15 protein-coding genes are annotated in these 13,071 nt (G+C 37.0%); 5 read left to right on the top strand and 10 right to left on the bottom strand.

Going from position 1 to position 13,071, the window contains the following annotated elements:
* Window positions 1-76: 76 nt before the first annotated feature.
* A complete protein-coding gene (locus tag NST60_RS14465) occupies window positions 77-562 on the bottom strand; it encodes a sigma-70 family RNA polymerase sigma factor (protein ID WP_169189291.1) in 486 nt (161 codons plus the stop codon).
* A 279-nt stretch (window positions 563-841) separates the two neighbouring features.
* On the opposite strand from NST60_RS14465, the gene NST60_RS14460 reads away from it, so the two are divergent.
* On the top strand, window positions 842-1,312 hold the full coding sequence (locus tag NST60_RS14460) for a tRNA (cytidine(34)-2'-O)-methyltransferase (RefSeq protein WP_341099136.1): 471 nt from the start codon (window positions 842-844) through the stop codon (window positions 1,310-1,312).
* A 177-nt stretch (window positions 1,313-1,489) separates the two neighbouring features.
* On the opposite strand, the gene NST60_RS14455 is transcribed toward NST60_RS14460, so the two are convergent.
* Both NST60_RS14455 and NST60_RS14450 read right to left on the bottom strand, forming a co-directional pair.
* Entirely contained in the window at window positions 1,490-1,642 is a 153-nt protein-coding gene (locus NST60_RS14455; RefSeq protein ID WP_016205090.1) for a hypothetical protein, read from the bottom strand.
* Window positions 1,643-1,863: 221 nt separating this feature from the next.
* Window positions 1,864-2,397, bottom strand: coding sequence for a dihydrofolate reductase family protein (locus tag NST60_RS14450; protein WP_341099135.1), 534 nt, complete (start codon window positions 2,395-2,397; stop codon window positions 1,864-1,866).
* An 88-nt stretch (window positions 2,398-2,485) separates the two neighbouring features.
* Here NST60_RS14450 and NST60_RS14445 point away from each other — a divergent pair, with 88 nt between their 5' ends.
* From NST60_RS14445 to NST60_RS14440, 3 genes are all read left to right on the top strand, one after another.
* Window positions 2,486-3,445, top strand: coding sequence for a helix-turn-helix transcriptional regulator (locus NST60_RS14445; protein ID WP_341099134.1), 960 nt, complete (start codon window positions 2,486-2,488; stop codon window positions 3,443-3,445).
* A 436-nt stretch (window positions 3,446-3,881) separates the two neighbouring features.
* Entirely contained in the window at window positions 3,882-4,112 is a 231-nt protein-coding gene (locus NST60_RS26820) for a Ger(x)C family spore germination C-terminal domain-containing protein (RefSeq protein WP_412758683.1), read from the top strand.
* Window positions 4,105-5,151, top strand: a complete 1,047-nt coding sequence (locus NST60_RS14440; protein WP_169189293.1) for a GerAB/ArcD/ProY family transporter — start codon at window positions 4,105-4,107, stop codon at window positions 5,149-5,151. The genes NST60_RS26820 and NST60_RS14440 overlap by 8 nt, the downstream gene beginning before the upstream one ends.
* A gap of 139 nt (window positions 5,152-5,290) precedes the next feature.
* Here the strand turns inward: NST60_RS14440 and NST60_RS14435 are convergent, their stop codons facing one another.
* The 4 genes from NST60_RS14435 to NST60_RS14420 all read right to left on the bottom strand — a co-directional run bounded on the left by NST60_RS14435 (window position 5,291) and on the right by NST60_RS14420 (window position 9,582).
* Complete coding sequence (locus tag NST60_RS14435; RefSeq protein ID WP_016205491.1) at window positions 5,291-6,415, bottom strand: IS4 family transposase; 1,125 nt, start codon at window positions 6,413-6,415, stop codon at window positions 5,291-5,293.
* A 154-nt stretch (window positions 6,416-6,569) separates the two neighbouring features.
* Entirely contained in the window at window positions 6,570-7,547 is a 978-nt protein-coding gene (locus NST60_RS14430) for a DUF3800 domain-containing protein (protein WP_016205086.1), read from the bottom strand.
* A 389-nt stretch (window positions 7,548-7,936) separates the two neighbouring features.
* The gene (locus NST60_RS14425; protein WP_016205085.1) at window positions 7,937-8,122 is read right to left on the bottom strand and encodes a hypothetical protein; all 186 of its coding nucleotides are present in this window, start codon (window positions 8,120-8,122) and stop codon (window positions 7,937-7,939) included.
* A gap of 62 nt (window positions 8,123-8,184) precedes the next feature.
* On the bottom strand, window positions 8,185-9,582 hold the full coding sequence (locus NST60_RS14420; RefSeq protein WP_101729523.1) for a dihydroorotase: 1,398 nt from the start codon (window positions 9,580-9,582) through the stop codon (window positions 8,185-8,187).
* Between the two features lie 94 nt (window positions 9,583-9,676).
* On the opposite strand from NST60_RS14420, the gene NST60_RS14415 reads away from it, so the two are divergent.
* Window positions 9,677-10,039 carry a hypothetical protein gene (locus tag NST60_RS14415; RefSeq protein WP_341099130.1) on the top strand — a complete coding sequence of 121 codons (363 nt, stop codon included), beginning with the start codon at window positions 9,677-9,679 and terminating at the stop codon, window positions 10,037-10,039.
* Here the strand turns inward: NST60_RS14415 and NST60_RS14410 are convergent.
* From NST60_RS14410 to NST60_RS14400, 3 genes are all read right to left on the bottom strand, one after another.
* A complete protein-coding gene (locus NST60_RS14410) occupies window positions 10,030-10,947 on the bottom strand; it encodes a dihydroorotate dehydrogenase (RefSeq protein ID WP_224428470.1) in 918 nt (305 codons plus the stop codon). The two genes, NST60_RS14415 and NST60_RS14410, sit on opposite strands and share 10 nt — an antisense overlap.
* A complete protein-coding gene (locus tag NST60_RS14405) occupies window positions 10,944-11,729 on the bottom strand; it encodes a dihydroorotate dehydrogenase electron transfer subunit (RefSeq protein ID WP_224428469.1) in 786 nt (261 codons plus the stop codon). The genes NST60_RS14410 and NST60_RS14405 overlap by 4 nt, the downstream gene beginning before the upstream one ends.
* Before the next feature lie 75 nt (window positions 11,730-11,804).
* Complete coding sequence (locus tag NST60_RS14400) at window positions 11,805-13,046, bottom strand: Zn-dependent hydrolase (RefSeq protein ID WP_224428468.1); 1,242 nt, start codon at window positions 13,044-13,046, stop codon at window positions 11,805-11,807.
* Between the last annotated feature and the right edge of the window lie 25 nt (window positions 13,047-13,071).

Raw genomic sequence — 13,071 nt, 5'->3', positions numbered from 1 at the left:
CTAAGTTCTAAATTAGAGTCATCTCTAAAGGTGCATTCATTTGAGGAAAACAGGAGAACCGTCCCCCCTGTATCCATTAGGACCACAGCGTTTGCTTTAACTTCTCTTTTGCTCCTTTCCTCCACCATTTAACTGCGGAAAGTGAGACTTGTTCTTTCTTCGCTATTTCTTTCACCGTCAGCTGATGAACAAAGGTAGCAATTACCCACTTTGTTTCTCCTTCGGTTAATTCATCGCAAAGTCCTTTGATATAGTCCTCTTCTTCCCGATATAAAACAGGACTTTCTATCATGGTCCAAAACGCTTCACTTGGGTAATCATTTCTTTCTGCTTCCCTTGTCCGGCGCTTCAACTCATCAAGAAATCTCCCTTGCATATGCCGATACAAATAATTGCTATATTTCCCCTTTTCCTTATTAAAATTTCTCCTTGTTTCCCAAATGCTTATTAAGCCAATTTGAAAAAACTCTTGTTTATCTTTATAAATCGCCAGCTTTTTCATCATATGGTGAATCATCGGTGTAAACTCCTCCACTAATTGCTCATAATTCTTCCCTTCCATACTCGTTTCCTTCTAGAAAAGTACTTTTCTTGCTTATTCCTAGGTACCTTTACTTTATGGAAAGAAAGGACTCTTTTCGATTGAAGAAAAAGAAAGTTACGAGGAGAAAAAGGAAATAAATGTTTAAAAATGGCGGCTAACTTGAAGTTATCGTGGGAGTTACTTGATAAATAGCACTATTTCATAGACAGATATCACTTGAATAAGCGAATTGAACCCTGCAACTTCTAGAAAATATGCTATAATTCGAAGGGGAAAATAAAGATAGAGGTGACATTTATGGCAATACACGTTGTATTGTATCAGCCAGAAATTCCGGCTAATACTGCCAATATTGCACGTACTTGTGCAGGAACAGAAACAGCCCTACATTTAATTCGACCACTTGGCTTTTCAACTGATGAAAAGATGATCAAACAAGCGGGACTAGATTTTTGGGAGACTATAAACATCACGTATTACGACTCATTAGATGATTTTTTTGTAAAAAATCAAGGGGAGTTTTACTATATTGAAACATTCGCAGAAAAAACATATACATCCTATGATTTCACAGATCAATCAAAGAATTATTATTTTATCTTTGGCAAAGAAACAACCGGATTACCGAAAGACCTACTCGAAACACATAAAGACCATTTTTTACGAATACCAATGACAGAACATATCCGTTCACTGAACCTTTCAAATACAGCAGCAATATTGGTATTCGAAGCATTGCGACAGCAGGGATATCCAAATTTAAGATAAAAGGGAAGCAGAGGGGGCGTTTTACTGCTTCCCTTAATGTATTTTCTTGGTGCCTGACACCTACATGATGATTGAATTTTTTTCAGTTAGGGTATATTATTATATATAAGAATTAAACTAAAAAAACCAAGGAGCTGGAACTCCTTGGACAACTACTTACGAGTGGGATGCTAAATTTTATTTAGAAGAACCACCCTTTTGCTTCCTACGGCGCGGGGTGGTTTTTCGTTTGTTCTTTTTTCTGCTTGCTATGCGCTTTGCAATGCCTGCAGCCAGAGTAGTAAAAAAGGCTTTTGCCACTTCTTTGAGTAAGTCCAATACGAAGTCCATTGGTATATCACCTCCTTTCCCTTTAAATCAGGAAAAGAGTGCATACCACCCGCACCTATGTAGTTGTAAGAATAGTATAACACAGAGAAAATATTGGTTGGATAATAATAGTTTATACAATCGTTATAGACCATCATATGTTAACCATTCGAAGTTCAGTTAATCATTCATTCCTCTTTATACTGGAAGACTAGTTTAATATGACTTTAGTTAGTTTTTCTCTACCTTCTCCTGTCATAATGTAGCTCTACAAATTGATTGAAACATCTCGTTCCCTTTAAGAATAGCTCCAATTGATATTCATCTTCTTTAAACAAAGGAACTCCTTCTCCTATTATTGTTGGGGCGATTGTAATGATAAACTCATCCACTAACTTTTCTTTGATAAACGAGTGTAATAGATCTCCCCCACCAACAATCCAAATGTTCTTCCCCTCTTCATTTTTTAATTTATTTGTAAAATCGATTATGTCTTCCTTTATAAATTTAACATCCTCCGTATCCTCGTTTTCCTGTCTCGAAAATACGTAACATTCCTTATTTTTATATGGGAACTCTTCCGTCATATGAGTGATGATCCAATCATATGTTTTTCTTCCCATTAGAATCGTATCTACCGTTTCGTAGAATTCAGAAATTCCATTGTCCCCTTCACCTTCTACTTTAAATAACCAATCTAATGAATCATCCTTTGTAGCAATATAACCGTCCAGACTTGTTGCGATTAATAATACAAGTTTTCGCTGTTTTCGCATATACTTTCCTCCTAAAAAGATTAATATTTATAGTATAATGCTCAATAATGACATCCTTTGTCATATATAAAATTTTAGAGGTGGTTGTATGCGGGCTGATCGGTTGCTATCCATTTTGCTCCTCTTACAAAATAGAGGAAAAATGACAACAAAGGAATTAGCTAAGGAATTGGAAGTTACGGAGAGAACGATACATCGGGACATGGAAGCATTAAGTGCAACGGGCATACCTATTGTAGCTGAGAGGGGAAAATCTGGCGGTTGGAAATTACTTGACCAGTATCGCACGAATTTAACTGGATTAAAGTATGATGAAATAATATCTTTGCTTATTTCTCCTTCTATTCAATTGCTCTCCGATCTAGATTTATCGAAGGAATGGTATGATGCTCGTCAAAAAATGGTTGCTGCACTACCAAACTCTTTTCGCAAAGAATCCCTCGACGTTTGGAATCGCATCCACATAGACACTTCCGCCTGGAAGCAACCATCTGAAAAAATTGACTCCTTTAAAATTTTGCAGGAAGCGATTTGGCAGGAAAAAGTACTGCAGATAAAATATGAACGAGCAGATGGTAAGGAGATTTTTCGAACAGTCGATCCTTTAGGATTGGTAGCAAAAGGTAGTACTTGGTACTTAATTGCTTCCTCAGACGAAAAGATACGAAATTACCGAGCTTCAAGACTCCTTACTGTAGAGATGACAGATAAATCTTTTACGAGACCGGATGACTTTCATTTGGAAAAATACTGGGTGGAATCAACGCAAAACTTCATTAACACTCTCCCTGAATATAAGGCAGAGGTGGAAGTGTCACCATCAATCGTTCACAGAATGAAATTCACTGGACGTTTTGTGCAAATAGAAAATATAGAACCACCGACTGCCGATGGATGGATACCCGTAAGTCTTCGCTGTGATACGGAACAAGAAGCAATTGCTTATATCCTTGGTTTCGGTGACCAAATCAGAGTCATCTTCCCTACCTCATTGCAACAGGACATTTATCAGATGGCTAGAAAAATCGTTGCGTTTTATAAATCGTAAAGGGAAAGAATATCAACGTTGAAAAAATTAAAACTATTATAAAGTGAATGTATCTTCCTTCTCTAGCTTTAGCATGAACATTCTTAAAGGAATCAGTGGAACCGTCCGAGACCACTGAAAAAGTCTTTTTTTCGTGCGAAATGAAGAGCAAGCATATTTGAAAGTGAAAATAAGGTTGGTTTGGAGAGGCGTCCGCTCGACTCCTATTAGAAGAAGAGGACGCAACACTCATCAAACTAATTCAGGACCAATCCAAGGAAATCTTCTTTCCAGTACCTATTGAAAGGGATGGGAAAGAAGGCAGTATCACATTAAAAAGCTTACGTGGAAAATCCAACATAAAATCTAATCATAATGATATTGTCCTATTAAGGCTAAAGCTTGATACCATCATACTTGATTATCCTGAATGGATAAAGCTTCCGGATGATTACGCATTTTTAGAGAAAGAAATAAAAAATTTTTTCAAAAAAAATATCAAGAACTATTTAAGCAATTCCAAGACAATCACGTTGATCCTCTAGGAATTGGTGATATCTATAGAAGTAAAAATAAGAATTGGAACGAGAAAGTTTTCTATAATAAGAGGTATCCAAACTTAAAACTTGAACCAACTATTAAGATAGATATATTGCAATCAGGCGTGGGAGAAGATACTTATGAGTAATGAGAAAATAAAAATTAGAGAAAGTCTAACTCTATCTCCATTTTTCCTTTTCTTTCTCATTCACTCCTCACAAACTGGCATTGGTATGTTAAGCATGCAAAGAGATATTGCTAAATACGCGGAACAAGACGCTTGGATAGGAATAGTGATTGCTGGATTATATCTTCATGTCATATTTTTAATGCTCTTTAAAATTTTAGCAAGCTCTAATAATGGTGATGTTATTTCCCTACACCAACAATACTTTGGAAAGATCTTTGGCAATATCTTGTCTATGGTCTTTGTAGTTTACTTTTTTTTATTGCTTTTACTTGTCTTTAGGTCTTATATTGAAATATTGCAAATTTGGGTATACTCCATTGTTGCTCCATGGGAAATTGGGTTAGTGATTACCGTGGTAATTTTTTATATCGTATTAGGTGGGTTTAGAGTGATTGCCGGAATATCATTCTGGAGTACATTAATACCGATTATTTTAGTTTTCGTACTAGGATATACACTAAAGTTTAGTCACTTTTCTAATTTACAACCCTTTTTTAATCATGATATCAAAGAAATACTGTTGTCTGCTAAAGAAGGAATCATTTCCTTTGTTGGTTTTGAAACCGTCCTATTATTTTTTCCTTTTATTAAAAAAGGGAAGAGTACAAAAAGATGGGCACATTTAGGATTGCTATTTACAACCCTGACCTATCTTATTTTAACGATCATAACGTATGCTTTTTATAATCAAGGAATGCTGAAATATATAATATGGCCAACACTCTCCATGACAAAAATTGTTCAAGTTCCTTTTATTGAACGATTCGAATATATTTTCATTTTCTCATGGTTACTTGTTGTAATGCCTCCAATGTGTTTATGTATTTGGGCTATAACACGAAGTTTGAAGGAAATGCTGAATATCAAATCAAGTTTTTCCTTAACAGGGATACTTGTGCTAGTAAATATCCTTTCTATATTATTGATTGACCGAGACTCGATTCATTTCGTCAAAAAAGCAACAACTCAATTAAGTATATATATACTATTTCACTAGCGTCGCATAAACATTGACGGAATTTTCCGTTATTAATTATCCTTACTTTTGAGTAAAAAGAAAGATGATTAAACATAGGTAGTAAACATCCATTTTTTTACTATACCTTGTGGCGAGTGTGATAGAGACAGTGATTGGCTTATGGGACAGTGTTTCCCCCTATTTTTCTCAACCAAATGTGTTCCGGTTTCCATAAAGCTGCTTTCAAATAACGACTAATTTGTAAGTACGATCGCTTACTTTTCGTGTTCCGTTGAGCCAGTACATTCAAGCAATAGACGATCATCGCTATATACACTTGGTTGTGCACAGCTTGTTCACTCTGTCCAAAGAATTTTTTGATATTCAAATGCTGTTTCATCCATTTGAAAAACAGTTCAATGGCCCACCGTGATTTGTAAAGTTCAGCGATTTCATCCGCACTTAAATCAAAACGATTCGTTAACAAGTGTAGCTCATTTCCTTTTGTATCCCATACTTTGATCAAACGGAAAACATTCTCCGATCGATTTTGTGTGGTTCCAATGACGACCATCTCATCCGATAACACAGAAGAATCTTCTGGTAACGAGAGTGTTTCAAGGCTACGTACAACCGCATTTTTACGCAGTCGAGAGACGAAGAAATAGCCTTCATCTGTCATGCGATCGAATCGTTCATAGTCCAAGTATCCACGATCAAACACATACATGCATTCTTTGTCATCGACCAGGATCTCAAGCTGGCCTCGGTCATGTTCGTTGGCATTTGTAAGCACGGATTGATCTGGATAGGAATGACCTTTTTCCATAAATACGAGGCGTAGATGGAGCTTCACACCAGATTTGGTTTTTCGAAATTTTGCCCACTTATGGTTGTTCAAGTTTAATGGTAATGTACTGGAATCAATAATTTTAAGAGGTGTTGTCGTTTTTCGTCTCGCTTGAAAATCAGTCTTCCGATGAATTTGCTTGACTAAATCAAGAAAAATAGTTTGGAAAAACTCCGTTGGAACCAGATTTAATCGCCTACCCAGTTGAGAGAAACTAATGGAATCAAGTTGAGTGGCGTTTTGTAATTCTTCTGAAAACACGCAATCACTTAATGCACGCAAACTCTCCGTTTCATGGAGTTGTGCATATAGTAGTAATTTCAAAAAGGAAGTCATATGCAGCTTCTTCGTATAGTAATTTAATTGATAGTTTTTCACTTGTTCCTCTAACAAATTGTTGGAAATAGGTGAAAGCCATTGTTCAAATGATGTTTTTCGTGTAAACTTATCCATGCGTTAGTCCTTTATTTTGGATTTGGATAGGTTACTACCACCAACCCATTATAAAGGCTTTTTTTATAGAAAAGTTTATTTGCGGAAAATTTAATTTATTTAGCTATGTTGAATTATTTTAATGCGACACTAGTGATTTTCCATGTATAATTAATCACCATTCTTTGCTTTTTAGAAAGGTATTTCTCCCTATGCCACTTAGTTGATCTTTATATCCAAGTAATTGTCTCAATCTTGTATTAGGATACTTCATTTTTATTCTTAATTCCTTCGTAGTAATAGTTGGTTCCATAGTTAAAATTTCTTGGACCTTGACTATTTCACTAATATCATAATTGATCTTGTATACCATAAACGGAGATAGGTATTCAGCAATATTAATACGTGTTAGTTCTTCATTTCCAGTCCATTTAAATAGACGCACTTGTTCCTGAAACCTTTTAATATTAGCATTTTCCATTAAAAAACGATAAATCAAATCACTTTTAACAATAGTTCGATCAGTATCTTCTAGGTAACTTTCTTCAAGTAAGAAGACTACTATACCGATAAATGTATCAATGATTTGAAGAGGAATTGATTTACTAGAGTCCTGAGAAATTACTTTATTTACTCTATAATTTTTATTTCTATATGCGGAATGTGCATTCATTTGTTCAATTATCTTATCATTAAGAAATAACTTGTCATATTCGTCATTACGATCAATTTTAATCTTCACTTCTACCAATTCATTAGTTTGATTATCTAGATGGGAAAGGTCTCTAGTTAATCCGTAAAATAATCTCTCTGGTATTTTAATATAAAACAGGTTCCTTAGTTCAGAAGCATTTAGGCCAATTTTTGTTGCAGAGGTCAATGCATCCTCATTGTTGACTATTAGTATGTTTATTCGTATATTCTCATTTATTACCGTATGTAAAGTTTGAAAATACTTTTTTAGATGTAAATCTTTTTTATATTCACGAAAATGCAGCTCACTGGTTGAATTAGCCGCCTTAAAAATTTTTCTGATCTTATTAACTATCATTGCTAATGATTTATCTGTTCCACTATAAGCACCATAGTAAGAAAACTCTTTATTAAATTGATCAATTTTATTCGATTCATCAAAATAGATTAAGTAATTCATGTTTTTCCCCTTTGAATTAAAATATTGACTTTTAGTACATAGATGTTATAATTACAGAATAAATTAATATTGATAGTTACTTTCTCTGCTACCGTATTGTAGTGCTGGTAACTATAATCGTAAAGATAGCTTTTCCCCGCTACCGTTTTGTGGGGCTGAGCTATTTTTTATTTGTTTATTTTTTTTATCTCTGAACTTGTACTTATGAATAAATTAATTATACCAAACGTACGTTCCATTAGTCTAGCCATCGCCATTCAGGCAAAATAAAAAATCTCCCAATAAGACGGAAGATTTTTCATTTTAAGGAAGCGAGTTATTCAGCTCTCCCCCTTCTACTCCTTCAAATAATTAAAGGTATCCGTAGAACCGCCCCCCCAGCTTCCTCCTCACAACCGCTGCAGTCGAAGTTCCTGAATAAATGAATCATAATCAATCTCTAATGTATCACAATTGCTCTTCACTTCTTCAAAGAAATCAAACTCCCTATCTACTGGGCGGTCGCGGTTTTCGTAATAAAAGTTAATTAAGTGGTATAGTTTTACAAAGGAATCTAGCTTTTCTTTTTTATTCATTTATCCTCTCTCCTCCTGTTTTTTGAAAACAGTCTTTTTATCTACTAAACCGAAAACTTGCTTTATCTCCCTGGCACCACAATCCTCCCAGTTGGTTGGCTTATGATTTCCCCATTGTCCATCACTTTTATTCCTCGGACAATTGTGGCTACTGGCATTCCGGTAATGGGGGTTTGGTCGTATGCTGTTACTTTACTTTTGCTATGGAGCTGTTCTCTTTTAATAGTATGTTTTTTATTCCTATCTACTATAGTAATATCTGCATCTGTTCCTACCAGTAATGATCCTTTTTGTGGATAGATTCCATATTGTTTTGCTGGATTTTCGGAGAGTAGCTTACATGCATCGACTAAAGAGATTTTTTCTTCGCTTACTGCATTTAATAATAATGGTGCAAGGGTTTCTACTCCACACATTCCAGCAGGGATATCCCATAAACTTCCTTCCTTTTCTTCTTCCGTGTGTGGAGCATGGTCAGAACACACAATCGATACTGTTCCGTCCTGAATCCCTCTCCACAGCTCCTCTTGGTCCTTTTTATATTTAACAGGTGGATATACTTTCATTTGTGGGCCTACTCTTTCATAATCCTCATTGGATAAAAAGAGATAATGTGGACAAGTTTCTGATGTAATATTCGCATAGCCATCTGCTTGTGCTTGTCTTACTAGCTTAACTCCTTCGCCTGTACTTACATGGAGAATATGCAGCCTCGTTCCAAGTTTTTTCGCCAGGGCAATGCCAGATTGAATCGTCATTTCCTCTGCTAGGTTGGGACGTCCTTGAAGAAGTGCTTTATAATCTCTTTTTCCCGAAGCCTCTACTTCCTCTGTCAGCCTTTGAATAATTTGATTATTTTCCGCATGAATGGCAAGAATTTGTCCTGTTTTTTGCACCTCTCGGAAAATACTATATACCTCTCCATCTGAGAGGGGCGGAATTACGCCTTCGTCCCCATCCTTATAGTTATACATTAACTGATAAGTCTCTTTATTAATCGCATAGCCCCAGAAAAACTTAAAGCCGATAACACCAGCATGATGAAGGGGAACGATATCCGCTTTATTGGCATCTCCTAAGCAAATGCCCCATATCCCGAAGTCCACATGTGCCTTCGATGTAAGATTTTCCTTTTGCTTCTCAAAATTGTCCACATTATTAATAGGCGGATTGGTGTTGGGCATTTCAAAAACAGTTGTGATCCCCCCAGCAGCTGCTGCCTTGGTACTGTAGTAAAAATCCTCTTTATAAGTGGGACCTGGATCTCTTGAATGAACATGTGTATCGATAAAGCCAGGGCAGACATACAATCCTTCTCCATCCGTTACTTCCAAAGCTTCTCCCGTTAACTCTTCCTTAGAGATAGCAGCAATTTTTCCATCTTTTATGTAAAGATGCCCTTTATCAAATCCACTTCCAGTATATAAATAGCCATTTTTTATGACATGATCCCACAACATTTTCTCCACTCCTTTTTTCATGTTTTAAAAGTTGATTTATCAGCTAATTTGGTATGAATATCAGCCAAACTTCTGATTTATCAGCCAACTCTTCATGGATATCAGCCAAACTTCTGATTTATCAGCCAATTCTTCATGGATATCAGCCAAACTTCCAATTTATCAGCCAATTCTGCATGAATATCAGCCAAACTTCCAATTTATCAGCCAATTCTTCATGGATATCAGCCAAACTTCTGATTTATCAGCCAACTCTTCATGGATATCAGCCAAACTTCCAATTTATCAGCCAACTCTTCATAAATATCAGCCAAACTTCCAATTTATCAGCCAACTCTTCATGGATATCAGCCAAACTTCTGATTTATCAGCCAATTCTTCACAAATATCAGCCAAACCCACAATTTATCAGCCAATTCTTCATAAATATCAGCCAACCCCCACTCCCTACGCTTGATGAACCAGCACTCCACCGATTATCTCTTCTATCTCTTTTATTCCATGCAACTTCATATACGCTTCCATCTCTTCCCGTATCGTTATCATCGCTTCGGGATCAACAAATGAAGCCGTGCCAATTTGAACAGCAGAGGCACCCGCTAGCATTAACTCTATTGCATCCTCACCAGTCATGATACCACCACATCCGATAATCGGGAGGGAGGTAGCCTGATATACTTGATAAACCATTCGCACAACAAGTGGCAAAATGGCAGGGCCAGAATATCCGCCCATAATATTGCTGATTTTCGGTTTTCGTGAATGAACATCGATAGACATTGCCAAAAAAGTATTAGAAACCGTTAAAATATCGGCGCCGGCAGCTTCACACGCTCGAGCAATTTCCGTAATACTAGTTACATTGGGTGATAACTTCGGAATAAGCGGCTTATTTGTCACTTTTCGTACACGCGTTACTAATTCATATGTGACAGATGGATCCATTCCAAAAGCTAAACCGTTATTTTTCAAATTCGGACAAGAAATATTTAATTCGATAGCATCCACATCTTCCATTTCACCAAGTTCCTCGCAAACCTCAGCAAATTCTTCCATACTTTCTGCTGAAACACTCGCAATAAATGGTGTAGAAAAAGAAGCATAAAAAGGGACCGTCTTTTCCTTAAAATACGTTAACCCCTCACTTTGAATCCCAATCGAATTGATCATGCCACCAGCCTTCGTTTCACAGATACGCGGAGTTGGATTGCCTGTTCGCCGATGCTTCGTAATACTTTTGGGGATAATCGCACCAATCTGATTAACATCAATATAGTGAGTCATCTGTTCCGCAAATGTTCCCGATGCAGGCATTAATGGATTTTTCAAATGTAGATTGCCTAATGTTACTTCCAAGCCACTCATGCAAAAACCACCTTCTCTAAAGGAAAGACTGGTCCTTCCAAACAAATACGTACAGGACGAATCCGTTCCTCTTCTTCTATTTGACAAACACATCCGTAGCAAGAACCAATCCCGCATCCCATATTTTCTTCCAAGGCAATTTCAGCAAATAGTTGATGTTCACAAGCCACTTGCTTCATTAATACCGATAATCTTCGTGAACCACATGTATAGATTCCATCTATCTTTTTTTCTTTTATCAGAGCTTCTGCTAAAAGTTTTACACAACGAGGATCACTAGTTCCATCCTCATCATTTACAAAGATCGCCTCAACCCCCGCTTCCTTTAACTCCGCTTCCACTAAATAATCCTCTTTTGCTCTGGCACTTATAATAGCAAAACACGAAATATTCTTACTTTTCGCTTTAAATGCCAGTGCAGAAAGTGTGGCAATCCCTACGCCTCTTGCAACGACAAGAATATTTTCACTTTCTTCTTTCAAGCTAAACCCCTTGCCCAATGGTCCCAATATATCAAGCATTTCTTGCGGTTTTCGCTGCGCTAATGCCTTCGTCACTACGCCCTTCACTAGATAAAGAAACTCCAATGTACATTCTTCTTCATTGATGCGAAAAATACTGAGCGGTCTGCGAAGCAAAGGCTTGGCATCATCACTACATTTTATATGAAAAAATTGTCCTGCTTGAACAGGGAATAGCTGTTTATTTGGGACTTTTACTTTTAGATGAAAATATCGTCTGCTTACTTGCTGGTTTGATAAAATTTCCGCCTTCACTGCCATCCTTATCTCCCCTTTCTCTTGCTGTACTGATCTAGCAAAAAGTGTGTATCCGTGTAGACCACGTTTGCTTGTTCTCTATGAAGACAGATCTACTGCCTGCTGTAAAACAGCTGCCTCTAACACATCGATTCCGGTCAATATATCGTCTAAATCGGTATGCTCATCTGGATGATGACTAATTCCGTTTAAAGACGGAATAAAGATTAAGCCTACCGGCCCCAATGAAGTCATATTCATGGCGTCATGCCCTGCCCCACTTTGCATCCATTGATAAGGAAGACTTTTGTCCTGACAAATTTTTTCTACTTGCAGGGAAAGTTCCTCCGATAAATGGACAGGATCTTCCTTACTAATCTCTTGCGATATAATCTCTAATCCTCTTCTTTCCTTTACATCTTCCAACTTTTTAGACAGAGCATCGAGTACCTTATTTCTTGAGACAATGGAAGTGGAACGAATATCTACTTTCATTTCCACTATCCCTGGGACAACGTTCATCGCCCCCATCGGAATGGAAAGAACCCCAATTGTTGCGACTGTTCCATGATGCTGTTCCTCTTTAGCTGCTGCTTCTAAAGCGAGTGCTATTTCACTTGCCCCAAGCAAGGCATCCTTCCGCATATTCATTGGTGTTGTACCAGAATGAGAAGCTGCTCCCTTTACTTCAATAATGAGTCGAACGGGTGCGGCAATCCCTGTTACAATCCCAATTTTCTTATTGTTGTTTATAAGAATAGGACCTTGTTCAATATGTAGTTCAAAGAAAGCCTTAAAGCGTTCCTGCGACCGACTCGCTAAATCCAATTGATCAAATCGTAACGCACAAAGCGAAAGAGCTTTTTCAAAAGTGATTCCATCCTTGTCCTTTAGCTGCTGGTACTTTTCTTTGTGCAAGGTTCCTGCCATTGCCTTACTTCCCACCGTAGACACACCGAATCTCGAGGATTCTTCACAAGCAAATGAAATAATTTCAATCGGATGATCGGTTTCAATCTTTTGTTCGTTTAGTCGTTTTATTACTTCTAATCCCGCAGTAACTCCAACTACCCCATCGTATTTCCCGCCTTGGTAAACCGTATCGAGATGGGAACCTATTACTACTGGCGGAAGTTTTTTATGCTTCCCTTCTCTTTTGGCAATAATATTTCCGGCATAATCCATCCTAATTTCTAGCCCCTCATTTTTGCACAATCGCATAAATGCATGACTGCATGCCTGTTCCTCATTCGTAAAGGCAACTCTCGTAATCCCTTTACTTCCCGAATTATATTGATTCATATTATTCAAAAGCTCTTCATATCTTCTTTTTCGATCCATCTTTCTATCTCCTTGATTATGAACT

The sequence above is a fragment of the Niallia sp. FSL W8-1348 genome, assembly GCF_038006745.1.
Classification (GTDB): domain Bacteria; phylum Bacillota; class Bacilli; order Bacillales; family Cytobacillaceae; genus Niallia; species Niallia alba.
This window is presented reverse-complemented; position numbering and strand designations above follow the sequence as displayed.